The organism is Rhodospirillaceae bacterium (assembly GCA_002728255.1).
GTDB lineage: Bacteria > Pseudomonadota > Alphaproteobacteria > UBA7887 > UBA7887.
Genome location: PBWV01000027.1, coordinates 1 through 20,401, shown reverse-complemented (window position 1 = coordinate 20,401; position 20,401 = coordinate 1). Strand labels below are relative to the sequence as shown.

At 46.2% G+C, this 20,401-nt stretch carries 15 protein-coding genes and 2 pseudogenes; 4 read left to right on the top strand and 13 right to left on the bottom strand.

Translation table 11 applies throughout. The features are described from left to right. Positions 1-27 precede the first annotated feature (27 nt). The 4 genes from CMM32_07385 to hisN all read right to left on the bottom strand — a co-directional run bounded on the left by CMM32_07385 (position 28) and on the right by hisN (position 4,398). Entirely contained in the window at positions 28-1,119 is a 1,092-nt protein-coding gene (locus CMM32_07385; GenBank protein MBT06721.1) for a sorbosone dehydrogenase, read from the bottom strand. 67 nt (positions 1,120-1,186) lie between these two features. Next, the gene (locus CMM32_07380; protein ID MBT06720.1) at positions 1,187-1,651 is read right to left on the bottom strand and encodes an ArsR family transcriptional regulator; all 465 of its coding nucleotides are present in this window, start codon (positions 1,649-1,651) and stop codon (positions 1,187-1,189) included. Between the two features lie 223 nt (positions 1,652-1,874). Then, on the bottom strand, positions 1,875-3,506 hold the full coding sequence (locus tag CMM32_07375) for an electron transfer flavoprotein-ubiquinone oxidoreductase (GenBank protein ID MBT06719.1): 1,632 nt from the start codon (positions 3,504-3,506) through the stop codon (positions 1,875-1,877). 94 nt (positions 3,507-3,600) lie between these two features. After that, on the bottom strand, positions 3,601-4,398 hold the full coding sequence (gene hisN / locus CMM32_07370) for a histidinol-phosphatase (protein MBT06718.1): 798 nt from the start codon (positions 4,396-4,398) through the stop codon (positions 3,601-3,603). Between the two features lie 293 nt (positions 4,399-4,691). On the opposite strand from hisN, the gene CMM32_07365 reads away from it, so the two are divergent. Genes CMM32_07365 through CMM32_07355 form a run of 3 tightly spaced genes read left to right on the top strand, consistent with a single transcriptional unit; the run spans position 4,692 to position 9,290 of the window. Further along, complete coding sequence (locus tag CMM32_07365) at positions 4,692-5,504, top strand: outer membrane protein assembly factor BamD (protein MBT06717.1); 813 nt, start codon at positions 4,692-4,694, stop codon at positions 5,502-5,504. 14 nt (positions 5,505-5,518) lie between these two features. Continuing rightward, on the top strand, positions 5,519-7,192 hold the full coding sequence (gene recN / locus CMM32_07360; GenBank protein ID MBT06716.1) for a DNA repair protein RecN: 1,674 nt from the start codon (positions 5,519-5,521) through the stop codon (positions 7,190-7,192). A gap of 1 nt (position 7,193) precedes the next feature. Further along, on the top strand, positions 7,194-9,290 hold the full coding sequence (locus CMM32_07355; GenBank protein ID MBT06715.1) for a DNA ligase (NAD(+)) LigA: 2,097 nt from the start codon (positions 7,194-7,196) through the stop codon (positions 9,288-9,290). A 90-nt stretch (positions 9,291-9,380) separates the two neighbouring features. Here CMM32_07355 and CMM32_07350 read toward each other — a convergent pair whose 3' ends face one another. Next, entirely contained in the window at positions 9,381-11,246 is a 1,866-nt protein-coding gene (locus tag CMM32_07350; GenBank protein MBT06714.1) for an X-Pro aminopeptidase, read from the bottom strand. 207 nt (positions 11,247-11,453) lie between these two features. Continuing rightward, entirely contained in the window at positions 11,454-12,326 is an 873-nt protein-coding gene (locus CMM32_07345; protein ID MBT06713.1) for a 50S ribosomal protein L11 methyltransferase, read from the bottom strand. A 71-nt stretch (positions 12,327-12,397) separates the two neighbouring features. On the opposite strand from CMM32_07345, the gene CMM32_07340 reads away from it, so the two are divergent. Then, the gene (locus tag CMM32_07340) at positions 12,398-13,462 is read left to right on the top strand and encodes a nitronate monooxygenase (protein MBT06712.1); all 1,065 of its coding nucleotides are present in this window, start codon (positions 12,398-12,400) and stop codon (positions 13,460-13,462) included. A gap of 10 nt (positions 13,463-13,472) precedes the next feature. On the opposite strand, the gene CMM32_07335 is transcribed toward CMM32_07340, so the two are convergent. The 7 genes and pseudogenes from CMM32_07335 to CMM32_07305 form a co-directional block, all read right to left on the bottom strand. Further along, positions 13,473-15,752: a DNA helicase II gene (locus CMM32_07335; protein ID MBT06711.1), complete on the bottom strand. Its 2,280-nt coding sequence runs from the start codon at positions 15,750-15,752 to the stop codon at positions 13,473-13,475. A gap of 6 nt (positions 15,753-15,758) precedes the next feature. Next, the gene (locus tag CMM32_07330; protein MBT06710.1) at positions 15,759-16,520 is read right to left on the bottom strand and encodes a hypothetical protein; all 762 of its coding nucleotides are present in this window, start codon (positions 16,518-16,520) and stop codon (positions 15,759-15,761) included. A gap of 17 nt (positions 16,521-16,537) precedes the next feature. Continuing rightward, positions 16,538-17,323 carry an aldolase gene (locus tag CMM32_07325; GenBank protein MBT06709.1) on the bottom strand — a complete coding sequence of 262 codons (786 nt, stop codon included), beginning with the start codon at positions 17,321-17,323 and terminating at the stop codon, positions 16,538-16,540. Between the two features lie 138 nt (positions 17,324-17,461). Next, positions 17,462-17,836: pseudogene (locus tag CMM32_07320) on the bottom strand (hypothetical protein). Next, positions 17,829-18,605 carry a short-chain dehydrogenase gene (locus CMM32_07315; GenBank protein ID MBT06708.1) on the bottom strand — a complete coding sequence of 259 codons (777 nt, stop codon included), beginning with the start codon at positions 18,603-18,605 and terminating at the stop codon, positions 17,829-17,831. The pseudogene CMM32_07320 and the gene CMM32_07315 overlap by 8 nt, the downstream one beginning before the upstream one ends. Further along, positions 18,584-19,789 (bottom strand): annotated as a pseudogene (locus CMM32_07310) (pimeloyl-CoA dehydrogenase small subunit). The gene CMM32_07315 and the pseudogene CMM32_07310 overlap by 22 nt, the downstream one beginning before the upstream one ends. Before the next feature lie 36 nt (positions 19,790-19,825). Further along, positions 19,826-20,383 carry a hypothetical protein gene (locus CMM32_07305; GenBank protein MBT06707.1) on the bottom strand — a complete coding sequence of 186 codons (558 nt, stop codon included), beginning with the start codon at positions 20,381-20,383 and terminating at the stop codon, positions 19,826-19,828. Positions 20,384-20,401 lie beyond the last annotated feature (18 nt).

Here is a 20,401-nt window from a genome sequence, read left to right as displayed (position 1 = left end):
GGAGTGTTACCAAGGAGGAGGAGAGGATCAGTTGGGTTGTGGCCCAACGTATGCTATCCGGTAGATGGCTCCTGCTTTGTCGTCTGATATCAGAAGTGAACCGTCATGTAAGACAAGAACATCGGCTGGCCTTCCCCATGCTCTTTGGTCTTGGAGCCAACCCTCTGCAAAAACTACATAAGACTTTGCTTTGCCCAAATGATCCAGCTGAACCAAAGTGATGCGGTAACCAAGTTTTTTGCTACGGTTCCAGGACCCGTGTTCCGCTATAAAGATAGCATTCTTATATTCCTGGGGGAACATATCTCCTTGATAGAATGTGATCCCCAACGGTGCAACATGAGGGCCAAGCAGTTGTTCGGGAGCTTGAGAGTCGTTGCAGCTACCGGTATGCCCGAACTTTGGGTCAGAAATAGATGCTCCGTGGCAGAAAGGAAAACCAAAATGTTGGCCAGGCCTATGTAAACGATTGAGCTCCCCCGGCGGACTATCGTCGCCAAGGTTGTCCCGACCATTGTCTGTAAACCAAAGTTCTTTTGTTTCGGGATGCCAGGCAAACCCAACCGAATTGCGCACTCCCCTAGCAATAATCTCAGTGTTTGACCCATTCCTGTTCATTTTCAATATAGTCGCGTACGGGTCGGAGCGAAGGCATACATTGCACGGAGCTCCAACTGGAACATACAAAGAGCCGTCTGGGCCAAAATCTATAAATTTCCACCCGTGATGACTTTCGTTTGGCAAGCGGTCAGTAACTACTATTGGAGATGAAGGTTTCTGCAGATTTTCTTCAATGTCGTCAAACCGAAGAATTTTATTTACTGCACTCACATATAACGACTGTTCCCACATTGCGACCCCAGCAGGGGCTCGTAAATTTTGCGCTATGACAAAAACATTGTCAGCTTTTTGGTCGTGGTCAGTGTCAACAATGCCGTAGACATTACCTTTTGACCGAGAGCCAACAAAGAGGGTCCCATTAGGGCCAACCGTCATGGCCCGAGCATCGGGCACTCCCTCAGCATATAATTTAATAGTAAATCCAGGAGGTAACTGAATAAGGGCTAATTTTTCTGCGAGATTCTCTCTATTATTACTCAATGCAGGGCCGCAACCCATTAGGAGTGAGATAGATAGGATAGTCACTCTCAGAGAGTACACCACTGCAGGCCAGGAAGTGGGGTGACTAAACATAATCAAGGGGGAGTGCAGTTGTCGATTTAATACATTCCATGGCAAAGCTTGAGCTGATATGGCTGTCTGGGATCATTCTGCTAATTTTTTTGTAAAAGTTATCATAGTGTTCCACGCTGGGTACAACCACTCTTAATAGATAATCTGTCGCACCGCTTAATCGATATACTTCCATTACCTCAGGCAAATTTGTGAGTACCGCTGAGAATTCTTGAAGCCACTTCGGATTGTGGTTGGTAGTTTGAATGGACACGAAAACCGCGACTCCAGCATTAATTAGGTTCTCATTCAGGAGAGCAACTCGTTTCCGGATGATGCCAGCTTGTTCAAGCTTCTGAATGCGGCGCCAGCATGGGGTGGCAGAAAGCCCAACAGATGAGGCAATCTCAGACAATTGCAGCGTTGCGTCGTTCTGTAACAATTTCAGTATCTTTTTGTCGGTCTGATCTAGTTTCATGTATTTTGTTAGAAATAATTACTAGTATGTATAAAAAAACAGCATTTAATTTCTGGCCAAGAGTAAGCTATAGGTGATTTTATCACCAAAAGCTAATCATATCGTCATTAAATATAACCGGAAGAAACTTCAGAAAAAATATATACTCGTAATTATTCTATTGGCTGTCGCTCTTAATAGAGGCAAGATCAAGCCCTATTGATAGAAGACGCTGCGGATAAAGTTACATGTTGGGATAATTGGGGCCGCCTCCGCCCTCCGGAGGAACCCAGTCAATGTTTTGGGTGGGATCTTTGATATCACATGTTTTGCAGTGAACACAGTTTTGTGAGTTAATTTGCAGTCTGGGTTTCCCGTCAGCTTGACCCTCTACTATTTCATAAACTCCAGCCGGACAAAAGCGTTGTTCGGGCGCATTGTATTTTGTCAAATTGATGGCAATGGCGGTATTGGTATCCTTTAATTTTAGGTGAGTGGGTTGATCCTCGGTGTGGTTGGTATTCGACAGGTATACCGAGGATAGTCGATCAAAACTGATTACTCCGTCTGGTTTTGGATACGCAATGGGCTGACATTCAGTAGAGAGTTTCAGTTGGATGTGGTCGGGTTTGTGCCGCAAAGTCCAAGGAGCTTTTCCCCGTAAAATATAGGTGTCAAAAGCGCCGTATAGTAGCGCAGGCCATAAGCCCCATCGAAAAGCGGGCCGGATATTCCTAACCTTCCGAAGTTCTTCCCAAATCCATGAAGATTTTAGTGAGCTCTCATAGGCTTTAATCTCGGTGGCCTTCAAAGAAATGTCTTCAGTTAGTAGATGGGAGGCTACTGCCTCCGCCGCTAGGATGCCGGACTTCATCGCGGTGTGGCTTCCTTTAATTTTTGGCACATTCATAAAACCTGCCGAACAGCCGACGAGTGCACCCCCGGGAAAGGTCAGCTTTGGGATGGATTGGAAGCCACCTTCATTCAGTGCTCTAGCCCCGTAAGCAAGTCTGGTGCCGCTCTCAAAAGTTTTGCGGATAGAGGGGTGTTGCTTAAAACGCTGGAATTCCATATAGGGGTCGAGATGCGGATTTTGATAATCGAGGCCTACGACAAATCCGACAGCTACTTGGTTATCTTCCAAATGATAAAGGAATGAGCCACCATATGTATCCGCCTTTAATGGCCACCCCACTGTATGTATTACTTCCCCTGGATTGTGCAATTCTGATGGGATCTCCCACAGTTCTTTGATTCCAATCCCAAAGGTTTGAGGGTCCGAGTTTTCGGTAAGGTTGAAGTGTTTGGAAAGGGTTTTAGTTAGTGATCCCCTGCATCCTTCGGCGAAGAGAGTTTGTTTTGCTCGCAGTTCCATTCCGGCCTGGTAGTTAGAACTCTTTTCTCCATTCTTATCGATTCCCATTTCTCCTGTTGCCACCCCGATGACAGTGTCTGTCTCATCGTAAAGAACTTCCGTAGCCGGAAATCCCGGATAGATCTCTACCCCTAGTGACTCTGCGTGTTCTGCCATCCATCGGCAAAAATTTCCCAATGAGATTATGTAGTTACCTTTATTTCTCATTTGCGGAGGAATGGTTGGAAACTTAAAGCTCCCACGTTCAGTCAGATGTATCAAACTTTCCTGAGTTACCAGGGTCTTGAGAGGTGCTCCTAAATCTTTCCAATTTGGAATGAGTTCATCTAATGCCCGCGTCTCGATGACTGCGCCAGACAGAATATGAGCGCCAACTTCTGAGCCTTTCTCCAAAACACAGACACTGAGATCCATGTCCGACTTTGTAGCTAATTGACGAAGCCGTATTGCTGCTGCTAGTCCGCTAGGGCCAGCTCCAACGATTACGACATCGTATTCCATTATTTCACGTTCCATATCTTATCCTGTTTCCTTGTCAGCCTATTTGGTGGCTCTTGTAAATGTAGAGGGTATTTATATGTATATCGGATTTTGACTAGTGATGAGCAAAATGGGGTAGCACATCAGAGTGAAGTTGTGTCTTACCGCAGGCCAACACATGGGGTGAATTTGTGGCAGATTCGCCGGACCAAGAGGTGATTATACCACCAGCTCCCTGAATAATTGGAATTAATGCAAAAGTGTCCCAGGGCTTCAGGTCATTCTCAACAATAATATCAATAGAGCCGGCAGCTAACATTGCATACGCATAGCAATTACCACCAAACTGAGTGATCCGTGTTAGGCGCATTAATTTGTGGAGAATTGCCTGCTGGGTGGCTCCAAGCATCATTCGTGGGTCTGTCGTAGCATATATCGCATTGGTCAGACTCAGGCAGTTACGCGTCCGAATCTTTTTACCATTAAGCGTACTTAAGGAACCTGCTCCAATAAATCGTTCTTTAAGTATGGGTTGGTCCAGAACGCCCAAGATCGGTTTGCCTTTATAGCCAAGGCCAATGAGGGTGCCGAACAGGGGGAGGCCCGCTATAAATGCCCGCGTACCATCAATTGGGTCGAGGACCCACGAGAGATCAGCCCCAGGGTTTATATCTTCGAATTCTTCTCCGATAATACCATGATCCGGATAACGGTGCGAGATTAGCTGTCGCATGGCGGTTTCCGCTTTTAAGTCGGCATCTGTAACAGGTTGGCCACTTGGGCTGTCTGTTAATTTTTCACTGACTGGGATTTGTTTTCGAAAATAGGGTAGGATGGCCTGCTGGGCTGCATCCGCTAATTCTTCTGCAAAGCTTTTTAGTTCATCAAGTTTTTTCGGGTCAAACTGAGGCATGGGGATTTGTTACTTTCCTAAATTACTCAAAGTGTCCGAGCTTTGTGTCGTTTTCTAGATGTTAAAATCGGCTGCTTTCAAGATGTGCCCGCCACTCTAGCAAAGCACTTATCAATAGCTTCTATATATATCGTGTTTGAGGTAAGCCAGCTCAAATTTTAGTTATTTTATTTTTTCAGCGAAATCCCTGCTGGTTACCTCCGAGTCGTGATATAGTAGGGTGGTCTTGTAAAAACAGCCCTTCGGCATCTGGCCAAAAAAAGCCAGTTGGAAGGCAAGGGGTTCCAATGGATATGGGCAAGAAAATCAGGGATTGGGGAAGTCTGTCTGTAGCTGTAATTCTTGGTTGTGTTGTGCTCGCTGGATGTGGCTCCACCCGACCAGAAATATACATAGAGCGGCCGGTTGAGGACATCTACAATATTGCCATGGATTACCTCCTAGACGGAGCCTACGAGGATGCAGCAAAGGCCTTCGAGGAGGTGGAGCGTCAACATCCATATTCAGTCTGGTCTACCAAGGCGCAGGTCATGGCAGCATATGCTTTTTACATGGACAATGATTATGATTCCGCAATAATCGCAGCTGAACGGTTCATTTCCCTTCATCCGGGAAATGAAGAGGCATCGTATGCGCTCTATTTGGTGGGGTTGAGCTATTATGAGCAGATTTCTGATGTTGGAAGGGACCAAGGGATGACAGAGTTGGCGCTGTCTTCCTTTGAAGCAGTAATTCGCCGGTTTCCGGAAACATCTTACGCAAAGGACTCTCGCTTAAAAATGGGGCTGGCCCGTGACCATTTGGCCGGTAAAGAGATGGAGATTGGCCGAACTTATCAAAGTCTAGACTTGTATGTTGCTGCAATTAATAGGTTTAGGCAGGTCGTGGAGAAATACCAGACCACAAGCCATGTTCCAGAGGCTCTGCACAGGCTTGCCGAATCTTACTTGGCCTTGGGCCTGACCGGAGAGGCAGAGTCGGCGGCAGCTGTGTTGGGTCATAATTTTGGTGGAAGCACTTGGTATCAATCTTCGTATCAGTTGCTCCGAAAAAGCAGCTTAGAGCCTCGTTTGTCCAACCAATCTTGGTTATCACGTCTTTTTTAATATGAAATAGTCAGATGTTGGTCCACCTTTCAGTTCATGATGTGGTTCTTATTGAGCAGCTTGAGTTAGAATTCGATAATGGGTTATGTGCGCTAACGGGGGAGACGGGTGCTGGGAAATCCATTCTTTTGGATGCTTTGGGATTGGTTCTGGGGAGACGGGCAGACGTTTCATTGGTTAGGAAAGGGGCGCAGCGGGCGGCTGTAGCTGCTACTTTTCGGTTTTCTTTGGGTCATCCAGCTCTAGTTTTTGTTGAGCAAATGGGGATTGAATCCGAGGGTGAAATCGTAATTCGAAGAACCATTAATCTGGAAGGCCGCAGTCGAGCTTTTGTAAATGATCAACCTGTCACTGTGGCTTATCTGGCAGATTTGGGTTCTTTGTTGGTGGAAGTCCACGGTCAGAATGATCGATTAGGGCTTCTAGATCAGCGTGTCCATCGAGCAGTTCTAGATATCGCCGGTAATCACGGAGACTTATGCGCCGAGGTTAAGTTGGCATATAAAAACTGGGCACATGCGAAGCAAAAACTAGATGCGGCTAGGGAACTTGCAGAAGAAGGTCGTCTCCAGGAAGAAGCGCTACGTAGGGACTTGTCAGAGCTTGAAGGGTTATCTCCCAAACCTGGGGAGGAGGAAGAGCTCACTAAGCTACGTTCTCTGTTGAAGGAATCGACGTCAATATCGGAGTCTTTGGCGGCCGCTCACGCTCAGCTAGGGGATGGAGAGGGGGGCTCAATCGAGGTCCGGGTGGCGATGGCCCGACGCGCTATCGATGCCAAGGCGGATGTTTCTGGAGGTTACTTAAATGAATTATTGCAGTCTCTGGATCGGTTATCGATAGAACTAACTGAAACATTGACTGTAATGGAAAGTGTTGGTGGCAAACTCGATGCGGATCCTCAGCGGCTTTCTGAGGTAGAAGAGCGTTTGTTCTTGCTTAAAGAACTTGCGGTTAAACACGCCGTGTCCATAGATGGTTTGGAGGAGGTTCAAATTCGTCTGGAGACTGAATTAAAGAAAATGGGTTCTGTGGATCAACAGGTCAAGGAGGAGGAGGCCAATGTAAAAGCAGGTGAGATCAGACTATCGAATTTAATCTCTAAACTCCATTTGGCTCGCATGAAGACTGGTCAAAAACTAGATCTTGGAGTTATGCAGGAGGTCCATGATCTCAAGATGGAAGGGGTTAAATTTAACACTTCCATTCAAGAGCTTCCTAAAGAGCAATGGTCTGAAAATGGTGGAGATAAAATTAGTTTTGAGGTTTCGACTGCGCCTGGCCTTGCTCCTGGCCCTATTTACAAGGTGGCTTCTGGTGGGGAGCTTTCTCGTTTTATGCTGGCGTTACGGGTTGTAATAGCGGATTCTGCGCCGATAAAAACCTTGGTCTTTGACGAAATTGACACCGGCATAGGGGGTGCAGTGGCAGACTCGGTTGGGCAACGATTATCTCGGTTGGCCGGTAATGTTCAGGTTTTGGTTGTCACCCACCAGCCACAAATCGCCGTTCAAGCGAGGCGGCATTTCAAGGTATTCAAAGATTTACATGGAGGGGAGGCGATAACAGGGGTAGAACAATTGACTGCTGCCGGATGCATTGAAGAAATCGCCCGGATGTTAGCAGGAGAGATGATTACCGAAGAGGCTAGAGCGGCAGCTAAACGTCTAATGCATGAGGCTCGGTAAGATGGGGCTAAACCGGAAGCCAGACGATGGGGTATTGAGCGAGGTGGCTGCAAAGGAAGAGTTGGCCAACCTGATAAAAAAGATTCGTCATAATGATGAGCTTTATTATTTGAAAGACTCACCAAGCTTGTCAGATGCGGAGTATGACCTACTTAGAGAACGTCTTCTCTTCCTTGAGAATAAATTCCCGCATCTGGTGTCTGTAGATAGTCCAAGCCGAACTGTCGGAGTGGCACCTGCTGAGGCATTTTCTAAAGTACGGCACTCCGAACCAATGCTGTCCCTGGGCAATGCTTTTTCCAAAGATGATGTTGTGAGTTTTGTTTCTAAAGTTAAGAGATTCATAGGTGTTGAAGAAGATAGTGAGGTGCAGTTTTTAGCTGAACCTAAGATTGATGGTTTGTCTGCCTCCCTCCGTTATGTAAATGGTGTCTTTGTTCAAGGGGCAACCCGCGGAGATGGCTTGGTAGGCGAGGATGTCACAGCGAATCTCGCGACTATCCCAGATATACCGCACAAATTACACGGTGATCTCAACTTGACGGTTGTTGAAGTCCGAGGGGAGGTATACATGGCCCGAGAAGATTTTCTGCAATTGAACGTTGAGCGAGAAAAAAATGGGGAAGGACAATTTGCCAATCCGCGTAATGCGGCGGCAGGGGGGCTGCGTCAGCTTGATTCAAAAATAACTGCTCAGCGTAAACTCAAGTTTTTTGCGTATGGTTATGGTGAGTTAAGAAAGGGTGATGGAGACCTTTCTCTCGGCACAACTTTGGCAGAGGTGCGACAGAGGATTTCTGAATTTGGATTTGTCCTTAACGAGCCCTGCCGACTGAGCGCTAGCATCGAGGAACTCGTGGAGCACTACAATAAAATAGTTGTGGAGAGGCCTTTCTTGCCGATGGACTTGGACGGCGTGGTGTATAAAGTTAATGACCTTGCGCTTCAGGCGCGACTCGGGGCGGTCACGCGGAGTCCACGCTGGGCTATTGCTCATAAATTTGCTGCCGAGCAATGTACTACAATTGTAAGGGGGATATCTGTCCAGGTTGGTCGAACCGGAGCATTGACGCCAGTTGCTGAACTTTCGCCTGTGACCGTTGGCGGTGTGGTGATTTCTCGTGCAACTTTACACAATGAGGGTGAGATTATTCGTAAGGACGTGCGTAAGGGGGACACAGTAGTTGTGCAACGTGCGGGCGATGTAATACCTCAAATTGTAAAAGTTGAGTTTAGCGATCGGCCAGCCGCCTCACAGCCTTATGTTTTTCCCTCTCATTGCCCTGCTTGCGGCAATAAGGCGGTTCGAGACTCAGGCGCAGCAGTTTGGCGTTGTCCCGGCGGACTCTCTTGTTCTGCCCAAGCGATAGAGCGATTATGCCATTTTGTTGGGCGTGATGCCTTTGATATTGAGGGAGTTGGCGAGAAGCAATTGAAGGAATTTTGGGCCTCGAATATGGTTCGTACTCCAGCTGACTTATTCAAGTTACGGAAATTTGAAGAGCAAATCGAAAATAGTGAGGGATGGGGTGGAACATCTGTCAGAAATTTGTTGGCGGCTATAGATGAAAGACGAAAGATTTCTCTTGATCGGTTCATTTATTCTTTGGGCATAAGGCTGGTTGGCCAAACGACCGCTAAATTATTAGCGCAAGCTTATCTTTCGTATCCGATATTCCAAGAGGCCATGCAAGCTGTGCAGACTGAAGAAAGCAATTCATGCAAGATGTTGGTTGGGATTGATGGCATCGGGCCAAAGGTTGCGTCGGAATTAGTGGGTTTCTTTGCTGCCGATTATAATCTTAAAATGATTTCTGTATTGTTGGAAGAAGTTGAGATTGCTTCGTTTCAAGAGGTTAAGAATGATTTGCCGTTGGCAGGTAAAGTCGTTGTTTTTACAGGAACTCTTGAAGAGATGACCCGGTCTGAGGCCAAGGCGCGCGCGCAGACACTAGGTGCTGCAGTTGGGGCCTCTATTTCACAGCGAACCGACTATATGGTTGTTGGTTCTGCGCCCGGGAGCAAACTTAAGAAGGCGAAGGACCTCAACGTAAAAATACTTTCAGAGGCGGATTGGAAAGCCCTCACAAATTTATGAGGGATTGTGCAAAATAACTTTTGCATGTGGCCGGTCAGAAAATTTTCTCTAAACTCTTGAGAACCTAAAAGTTGACAAAAATGGTCAGTGTTATATTGGCGATGTTACATCCTTTAACCAATGACAAATATCTGATTCTAAATATCTTGCTAGTTGTGCGTGAACGCGCCCATGATAATCATTCAACCACTCTTTTTCTCTAGTGTTTAGCATGCTTTTGACAATAAGGGTGCGGTCAATTGGTGCCAGGGTTAGGGTGTCAAATTCTAAAAATCCCTGTTTTAAGCCTCCGTCGATAGTTGCTTCAATAACTACAAGCAGATTTTCGATTCTGATGCCATAGCAGTCGGTTTTATAGTACCCGGGCTCGTTGGAAATGATCATTCCAGGCCTGAGTGCCACACTTGCAAGGCTTTTTGAAATACGCTGAGGGCCTTCGTGGACACTCAAGAAACTGCCCACTCCATGTCCTGTGCCATGCTGGAAATCTATGCCGGCTTCCCATAAGCTTCGTCGAGCTAGCGTATCTAACTGGCCACCACTAGTCCCAGATGGAAAGCGGGCGGTGGCGATAGCAATATGCCCCTTCAATACCCGAGTAAATCGATCTCGCATTTCTCCGCTTGGCTTGCCCACAGTAATTGTCCGAGTAACATCAGTCGTTCCATCGAGATACTGTGCTCCGGAATCTACGAGATAAAGGTCTCCAGGCTTTATGGTCCTATTACTCTTTGTATTGGCTCTATAGTGGACAATAGCACCATTAGGCCCAGTACCTGTTATTGTTGGAAAGCTAAGGCCGCGAAAGTTCTGACCACACGATCGAAACCTTTCCAGTATATTTGCCGCGTCAATCTCTGTAACTCTCCCTTGACCTGCGTTTTTATGCATCCAGTGTAGGAATTTTGTAAGGGCTATTCCGTCGCGGAGGTGTGCATCTTTCGTTCCTGTCAGTTCGACATTGTTTTTTATGGCTTTGGCTAAAATACAGGGGTCTTCTTGTTCCACAATTTGAGCATCTCCACCAAGTGATTGGAATATCCAGTCACTGGCAGTATGGGGATCAACTTGAATTCTTTTTCCAGCCGCAGAAAGTTGTTGAAGGGAAGCTGGAAATTCCGAATGTTGTCTAATTGTGACTGTACTTCCCAAGTGCTTTCGTGCTTCATTAGTGAGTTTTCTATTATCAACAAACAATTCCGCAGAAGAGTCTTTGTGTAAAATGGCATATGCTAATGACACTGGTGTAAATTCGACATCGGCTCCTCGAATATTGAACAGCCAACAAATAGAGTCCGTTAATGTGAGAATAGCTACGTCGGCTCCTGCTGCAGTGATGCGGGCCGCACATTGGCGGCATTTTTCCTGCAGATTTTGACCCGAAAATTGGAGGGCATGGGGGATTAGTGGCGAGAGAGGAGGAGGTGGTTGATCTTGCCAAATAGAGTCGATCGGATTAGGGCTAGTGGGTGCCAAAGAGCTTTTTCTAGATTTACAGGCGATGGAAAGGCCTCTCACTGCTGACAGGGAGTGGAGCTGTGGGTCGTACGCCAATCGGCCATTTGAGGGGAAGTTTTTTTGAATCCATTCTTTCACAGATACTTTAGCGAGCTCCACCACTTCGAAGAGGCTTTCATCAACCTCCTCGCTAGCTTGCAGAGTATAACGTCCATCTACAAATACTAATGCTTTATCTTTCATTATTAACGCGGTTCCCGCGGAACCGGTAAATCCAGTTAGCCATCTAAGGCGTTCAGCGTAGGCTGATACGTATTCACTTTGGTACTCATCAGTACGGGGGATCAAGAAGCCGTCCAAATTTTCTTTACGTAGGTAATCTCTTAATTCGGAAAGGTTATATTGGGGTTCTGTGCTAGATTTTTGGGGCTTAAGTAGACTGAGCCGGAGTTCTTCTAGTTCTTGTTCAAGATCGGAGTTTAATTGGACGCCCAACATGTTCAGCCAGGCCCGTTCATCAAAACCGGCTGGAGCAGCCGCAGCCCCTCGCACAAGATTAATAATTTCATTTTCGTCTTGCGCTATTCCTGATTGCTCCAGGAGGTGGGCTAATTTAGATTTAGACATCAATATCCATCTTTAGAGTGGGTAATTCTAGTAAATAAGCAGCCTATTATTGCAAGAGGCAAGATACAAGACGGGTTGCTATTCCTGGATAGATTTATTTCTGATTAATACAAGGGTGGTCCACCCATCCAGGGAATAAGTAGATTGAAGCTTAAATCCCTGAGTTCTATATGCGGAGAGAACCTGGTTGCTCTGTTGATCGAGGAGACCGGAAAGAATGATCGTGGTCCCGGGCTTCGAGTGGGAACGCATGGGTTTGGCAAGCCGCTGCAAAGGTCTTGAAAGAATATTGGCAATAATAAGGTCGAAAGGGCCTAACTGTTTAAGTTTTATAGATTCAAAGCCATTGCTGGTCAGACCTTTGATGGATCTATGGACTTTGTTAGTGCGGCTATTTTCTATAGTAACTCTTACCGCAGTGCGGTCGATATCACTTGCTACTGGCTTTAGTTTCCAGAGCTTGGCTGTTGCTATAGCCAGGATTCCGGTCCCGCATCCTAGATCTAGCATGCGGGCTCGGGGTTTGGGTCTCTTCATGGCACTCAGTGCCAGCAGGCAGCCTTTTGTGCTTCCATGATGTCCCGTCCCAAAAGCTTCCCCTGCATCAACTTGGAGAGGGATTAGCTTAGAGTTTTTGGGTTTTTCGTTATAGCTCCCGTAAATCACGAACCGTCCCACCGAAATTGGGTCTAGGCCCTTTAGGCCTTCTGTGACCCAGTTAGTATTTGGTGTTAGTTCTATGGTTAAGTGGGGGTAAGCGATATTTGTTAGTTTTGCAGCTTCAGAAATGATGGTTTCCAAAAAGCCCACTTTTGGCTCTGCAGTTGTGTAGGCCCTAATCAACCAATTGTTGAGATGCCGCTTCATGCTGATCGCTTCAACAAATGGTTCTATACATTTACCAAAAAAATTTGCAGTTTTTTCGGGAACAAAGAAACTAATCTGCCACATAATTGATATCTTTGACCTCGGCAAACGTATATCCTAAATTTTCTCCAAACTAACTGTCGAAATTATATGACATGATGACGAATGATTTGATCAACAGATTTGGAACTAAGCTCCCCATTATACAAGCCCCTATGGCTAGTGCCACTACTCCTGACATGGTAGTTGCTGCTGCCCACGCGGGGGCATTGGGTTCTCTGGGTGCAGCATATATGGCCCCCGAGGAAATCTCATCGGCAATTCGCGATATTAGAGCCCAGATTAATGTGCCCTTCCAGGTGAATTTGTTTTCACCCAGCTCTGAAAAAACAATAGCTGACCACGACGTTTCTCAGGCTAGTCAGCGTCTTACTCCAATTCAAGCTAACCTGGGTTTGGCGAATGTGAATGAACTACCGGAGGTTAAAAACAATTTCGGTGAGCAGCTTGAAGTGGTGCTTCGGGAAAAGGTGCCCATAGTGGGCTTCCATTTTGGATTTCCCGAAGCCTGTTTTATTGAGAAGGTTAAGTCTTCCGGGGCACTTATTGTTGGCTGTGCGACTAGCCCTGTTGATGCCGTCGCCCTAGAGACAGAGGGGGCTGATGCTATTGTTGCCCAAGGGTTTGAGGCGGGTGGCCATCAGGGTACTTTCAACCCAGAAGAGAAACCTTCTATGCTCGGGCTTATGGCGTTGGTTCCGCAGGTGGTTGACGTTGTATCAGTACCAGTAATAGCTGCTGGGGGAATGATGGATGGCCGAGGAATAGCGGCAGCCTTAAAACTGGGGGCTAGCGCGGCCCAGCTTGGTACCGCTTTTTTAGCCACGCCAGAAAGTAAGGCTCACCAGAAGCATAAAGAAATTTTGCTAAGTGGTAACTATATCAGCACTCGCATCACCAGAGCATTTTCTGGGCGGCCTGCTCGCGGCATAATTAACTCTATGATGAATTATCTTGATGACACTCCAGAAAATATTCTTCCGTTTCCCTACCAACATTCTTTAACTAGTAAAATTCGCCTTGAAGCAGCCCGGCAGGGCAAGTCGGAATATTTTTCTATGTGGGCCGGGCAGGGGGCTTCAATGGCCCGCGGGCAGAATACGGGGGAAATAATAGCAGCTCTGGCTAGAGAACTCGATTTAGCCCTGGCCGTAGACTAGTGGCAGGGGATTAGGTAGGCTGGACGTAGCTTCCCATTACCTTTTTCGTGCCCGCTTTTTCAAACGACACCTCCAACTTGTTTCCTTCTATATTTAAGATTTTTCCATACCCAAATTTTTGATGGAATATGCGTAATCCAATGCGAAAGGCATTGGGGGTGGGGTCTGGCGGCGTTTCTGGAAAGTTAGATTTTTGTTGAGAGGATTGTGAGAGGCGTTTCCAATTGCTAGGCCTCCTGCCTAGTTTGGGTCGATTCCAATCGCTGACGTCTTCATTGATCTCTTCTACGCCACCTGAAGCGAGGATCTCACTAGTTTCCACAATATTTTCATCGGGAAGTTCACGTAAGAACCTAGACGGTAAGGCGGATTTCCATTGGCCAAACACATTGCGATTCGCAACATGTGAAATCATAACGTTGTGTTTAGCGCGTGTCAGGCCTACGTACGCTAGTCTACGTTCTTCTTCCAAGCCCTTCAGGCCGCCTTCGTCTAGTGCCCTCTGATGGGGGAACAAGCCTTCCTCCCATCCAGGCAAAAAAACCGTATCGAATTCCAAGCCCTTGGCTCCATGGAGGGTCATAATATTGACCATGTCGCCTTCCACCCTCTCAGAGTTATCGATGACGAGACTAATGTGCTCCAAGAACGCTGAAAGGGTGTCGAATTCATGCAAGGCGTTAATTAGTTCATTTAGGTTTTCAATCCGACCTGGGGCTTGTATAGACTTGTCTTTCTTCCACATTTCAAGATAGCCTGAATTTTCGAGAACTTTCTGAGCGAGAATAGGTAATTCCGTCTCTTTCCGGTGCAATTCACGCCATTGGTCAATCAATTGGATAAGATCTTGAAGTCCAGTTTTAGCTCGGCCGCGAAGTTCATCCGATTCTATGAGGTCTCTAGCTGCTTGTATCAGAGGATAATCAGCTGAGCGGGCTACGACATGGAGTTTTTCGAGAGTCGAATTTCCTACGCCACGTTTTGGTTGGTTGATTATTCTTTCAAAGGCAAGGTCATCAGAATCCTGGGCGATAACTCTCAGATAAGCAATGGCATCTCTAATTTCTAATCTTTCATAGAAACGCATTATGCCGACCAGCCGAAATGGTAATCCAGTGCGCAGGAAACGTTCCTCTAATGGCCTTGTCTGGTGACTGGCTCGGACAAGAATGGCTATTTCATTCAACGAATGCCCGTTTAGTTGTTGGTCTGAAATTGTATCTAAAAGTAGTTGGGATTCAGCTTCTCCATCCCAGAGACCATTAACACGGACTTTTTCCCCCCCATTTACGTCAGTCCATAATGTCTTACCCAACCGGTTTTCATTGTGAGCGATTAAGTTTGATGCAGCTCCCAGTATATGAGATGTGGACCTATAGTTTCTTTCAAGCCGCACAACTTTGGCTCCTGGGAAATCTTTCTCAAAATTTAGGATGTTATTTACTTCGGCGCCTCTCCATGCATAGATGGATTGGTCATCATCGCCCACGCAACAAATATTTAAGTGCTTTTGTGCAAGGAGCCGCAGCCATAAGTATTGGGAAATATTAGTATCTTGGTATTCGTCTACCAATATGTATCGGAATCTCTGTTGGTACTCCTCTAAAATTTGCTCTTCATTTTGAAAAATGGTTAGGTTGTGGAGCAGTAAGTCTCCGAAATCAGCTGCATTGAGTTTGCATAGCCGCATTTGGTAATCACGGTAGAGATAACTAGCTATTGTATCAGCAAATGCTACCTCTTCAGTTGGAGTTATCTGATCCGGCCCAAGTCCCCGATCCTTCCATTTGTTAATAATAGTGCTTAACGAACGTGCGGGGCAGCGTTTCTCATCCAGGTCATGTGACTCAATAATTTGCTTTAATAATCGTAGCTGGTCATCAGTATCCAGGATTAAAAAATCTGATTTTAGTCCTACTACCTCAGCATGCCTTCTTAAAATACGCGCTGCAACAGAGTGAAAGGTCCCTAGAAACCAACCCTCCAAAGGGTGTTTCAGGATTCTTTCTACCCTGCTTTTCATTTCTCTTGCTGCTTTATTAGTGAAGGTAACGGTTAGTGTTTCGCCAGGATGGGCATGGCCTGAATTCAGAATATGGGCCAATCGGGTTGTTAGGACTCGCGTCTTTCCTGTCCCAGCTCCTGCCAAAACCAGCACAGCTCCTTCAACAGTTTCCACAGCGTCCGCTTGTTCTTCGTTGAGTGCTGTAAGATAGGAAGGCCCATCTGGTCGCGGTTTAACAGAATCGGAATTAGAGGTGCTATCTGAAAGATCGAATGGATCGCTCATCTAGGGCTACGATAACAAGTTAAAATAAATACCGTTAATATGCACACTGTTTTCATCAATATCGCATCCTATAATCCTGGCGCGACGGAGCAACTCATTCCTATCATTCACCTTGATATCTAATGCCCTAAGTCCTTCGCCGCGTGCATCTTTATTTTGAGTAAAGCGAAGAGAAGCATTTTCTAATTGCAGGCTGTAAGTTTTATCTCTTTGCAGAAGGGGTACCTCGAGAACCTCGGACCATCGTGACGCAAGTCTATCGGGCTCATCTGATTGAAGTTCGGCCGCAGCCAAAGAAGAAACTATTTTTGTTGCGACGAAATTTTTCCAGTCATCGCCAGCTGGTGTCCAGGGGCTTGCTGGATCGCTCCCTCTTTTATCCAGGCCCGTTTCCATTATGGCTCCTCCAGTATCTTTAGGGTGCATTTGGATCGCATGATGGGGTTCATTGTCTATCACGGTTACCAGACGTACGCCCAGATTCTTCATCCTTTTTTTACGCCTTTCTACATCGTCACACTGCATGATAACCATGTAGCCTCCTGGTCCGTTTCGGCGCTGTAAATAACGCTCAGCTGTAGTTCCATCCTGGAATGGAGCCACGATTTCTATGAAATTTGTGCCTATTGGTAGCAATGCGTTCTTTAATCCAAATCGTTCAACACCAGGATCATGAAAACATGTCTTTAGACCTAGAACCGACTCAAGATGGGCGACTGATCTAGTTAATTCTGGCGCAACTAGGCAGATTTGGCGGAGGCGAAGCATTTTGGGTTTTCCTTTAATTAGGCAATAGGTACAGGCAGGCTTCTTAGAAAACTAGCTCTCTCTGTGGCACCCTGCATCATAATGGCTAGATCCTGGGTAGACAAAATAAACTGCATGCCCATGCCAATATATTTTTGTTGTAAGTTCGGCCCATACACTCCCCCTAGGCCAGGATATTTGCCATTTTCCTTGCATGCTGAAATTATTTTTTGCATGGCCTCAACTATTAGGGGGTTATCGATTTGGCCGGGAATTCCCATTTCCATGCAAAGATCGTTAGTCCCAATTAGGATGACATCCACCCCGTTGACCTTCGCTATTTCATTTACATTATGCACCCCCTCAGGTGATTCTATCATTACCACGACTAAAGTGGTTTCGTTAACCGATTGTGCCATTTCAGCCATCGGCAAGGTTTGAAAATTGACTTGTGGTATGGCTCCGACTACCGAGCGGTGTCCAATTGGCGGATAGCGGCAAAAACTAACCAACTTTTCTGCAATTTCTGCGTTGTCGACGTGTGGGAATACAATCCCTTGTGCACCTGCATCTAGAACTCGGGTCGCGTGGAAGTGTTGAAAACCAGGCACACGCACAATGGGAGTTATCCCAGCATCTGCTGCTGCGATGCTAATTTGCGCTGTGGTATCAACCGACATGGAGCCATGTTCCATATCAATAAATATCCAGTCATAGCCGCAACTTTTCATTATTCTTCCAATATCCACGCTTCTAGCCTGGCGAAGGCCAATCCCAAGAGCTAGTTCCCCAGATTTTAGTCGCGATAGAGCTGTATTTTGAATTTCAACCATATAATTCTCCAAGTCAATTTAAGGGAGTGAGCAAATTTTACTAACTCGTTGATGAAGAGTGGACAATAGGCCTCTCTCGTCCAACCGATGCGCCTACCCTTATGGAGGCTGGGCTGATTGAGGTAAGGGTCAATAATCTTGGAGGCTGATATTGTCTTCTTTGTTGGCTAACGCTTCTATAGTGTCAGTTACTCCTTGGGATCTCTCCTCGGCCAGGTAAAAATGGACTAAAAAGCCAATCGCAAGGCCACCATAGGCCGGAGCCAAGAGTCGGTACCACCAACTTAATTTCTTGGCGGTTTGATAAACCGTTTCCGATTCTGCTCCATAAACAAAAGTCGTAGGGCATCGATCCGAAATANAAACNCTATNGCGCNGTAAGCTCCAGNGATGCCCACNNCTATGGNTNGTATNNTGAGCACAANNTGTCTGTTGGTGGANGATTCCNGCCNGNNGGGNCTTGNGCCGNTTNTGTTTCNTGAGGNNGNTTTNCNGCTTAGCCATCTCCNCCAAAAATAGTTGATCCGCCNTCTACTACTATAGTNTGGCCNGTGATAAANCTTCCCGCTTTNGCTGATAACATNACGGAAATNCCTCCNACNTCNTCTGGTTCNCCTATNCGGTGTAAGGCATAGTTTTTCACAGCTCTTTCATAGATTTCAGGGTTTTCCCAAAGAGCNCGGGCGAAGTCTGTTCTGATAATGGCAGGATTTATGCAGTTAGCTCTAATATTTTCACCACCCCATTCCACGGCTATATTCCGAGCCAATGCGACGTCAGCCGCTTTAGACAGGCCATAAGTACCAAGCTTAGCACTTCCAATTAGCGCTGCTACTGATGATACAATGATTACAGTACCGCCACCTACTTTGATCATGTGCGGAATTACCATGCTAGTTAGCCATACATTGCTTTTTACATTCGTGTTCATAATTTTGTCATATGCATCATCAGGGATCTCTGTCAGAGAGCCATAAAATGGGTTTACAGCTGCGTTGCAGACGAGGCTATCTATCCGACCCCAAGTAGACAGTGTTTCATCTACAAGATTTTGGAGTTGGTCTTTGTGGGAACAGTGGCAGGGGATTACTATCGCTTCCCCGCCGTTGCCACGAATTCCTTCGGCAACTTCTTCGCATTTGTCGGCTTTTCTACTAGAGACCACCACCTTAGCCCCNTGAGCTGCCATAGCTTCAGCAGTNGCGCGNCCGATGCCTCGACTNGANCCCGTTACTATTGCNACTTTTCCAGTTAAATCAAATAAGTCTGACATTTNCTNCCCCTATGAAAAATAAAAATCNANTNCTTTNGNTANNANTTTNAANAATGCGCTACAGAGGCAAATCGCTCTAAATGAAAGTCTGTGTTNCCAAACAAAGTGTCAATCATGGTGAGACGNTTAAAGTANTGGCCAATCGCTANNTCATCAGTCATCCCCATTCCGCCATGCATTTGGACAGATTCCTGCCCAACTAACCGGCCTGCTTTTCCTATATGAGATTTTGCCGCGGATACGGCTTTAATACGTTCCTCCCGATTTTTGCTCAGGGATAGGGTGGCCAGGTAAACCATTGAACGTGCTTCTTGGCAAGCTACAAACATGTCCACAGATCTGTGTTGTAAGGCCTGAAATTTNCCTAATTTCGTCCCAAATTGTTCCCGGGTATTTAAATATTCTAAGGTTTGCTCATGAAGGGAGTCCATTATTCCCAATGCTTCTGCGCATGCGGCGGTTATGGCTTGGTCCACTGCAGTTTCGATTGCAGGGAAACTAGCTCCTTCTTCTCCAATTAGGGCAGCGCTATCAACTTCTNCCTCATCTAAGATGACTTCAGCGGCTTTGAGTCCGTCTATGGTCGGATAGGGCCTTTTCGTTATTCCCGATTGGGTCGAGTCTAGAAGAAATAGCGATATTCCTTTTTCATCTGTTTGTTCTCCCCTGGTTCTTGCTGAAATGATAAAGTGGTCAGCAGATGCCCCATGGAACACAACAGCTTTATGTCCCGATATTTTGTAGCCCTGTGAAGTCTTGGAGGCCATCGTGCTAACATTGGAGAGATCGTATCGTGCCTGTGGCTCAACGTGGGCAAAGGTCAGCAGTCTTTCACCAGTGATTATGTTGGGTAAAATTTTGTCCTTGGTTTCCTTATTGCCGAGAGCCTCAATAAGTGAGGCTGCTGTCACAATTACGTGCAGGTAAGGTTCAACAACTAAATTTCTTCCAAATGCCTCCATCAACACCATAGTTTCTACCGGCCCGCCACCTAATCCTCCATTATCTTCTGCAAAGGGCATAGCTAGCCATCCCAAATCACCAAATGTCTTCCAGTTCTCGCGGCTAAACCCGTCTTCCGTTTTTATCAGAGTACGTCTTTTATCCAGGCTATACTCATCTTGTAAAAAACGATCNACGCTGTCTTTAAGTAAGGTCTGNTCTTCACTTAGTTTAAAATCCACTATTCTACCCTTATTTGTAATTCGGTAATGTTAAATCTATAAGCCGAGAACCATCTTTGAAATAATATTTTTTTGTATTTCATTTGATCNTGCATAAATGGAAGATTTACGCCAATTAAAATATTCAGGAGCTATGCTGGCAGCATAATCAGGTCCAATGGGTTCTTCGTTCCATCCTGGCTCACGCGAATCTGGAACATAGGGATTTGCATAATATCCTACAGCTTCCACCAGAAGCTCACTTATAGTTTGTTGCATCTCGCTCCCACGTATTTTGAGTAAATTAACCTCAGTACCGGGGGCCTCGCCCTGGTTGGCAGCTGATACAGCTCTCAATTCCGTGTATTCTAGNGCCAAAAGGTCTATCTCAGCCCGAGATATTTTGTCTCTAAAGCGGGCCTCTTCAATCAGGGGCTTCCCGTTTGCTTGTTCAGCCTTAGCTATTTCTTTTAGCCGTCGAAGTTGTCTCTTTTGCGATCCTATTGCGGCTATTCCAGCTCGTTCATGCTTCAATAGGAACTTGGCGTATGTCCATCCTTTGTTTTCTTTTCCCACTAAATTGGCGACCGGGACTTTAACATCTTGAAAAAACACTTGATTGACTTCGTGGCC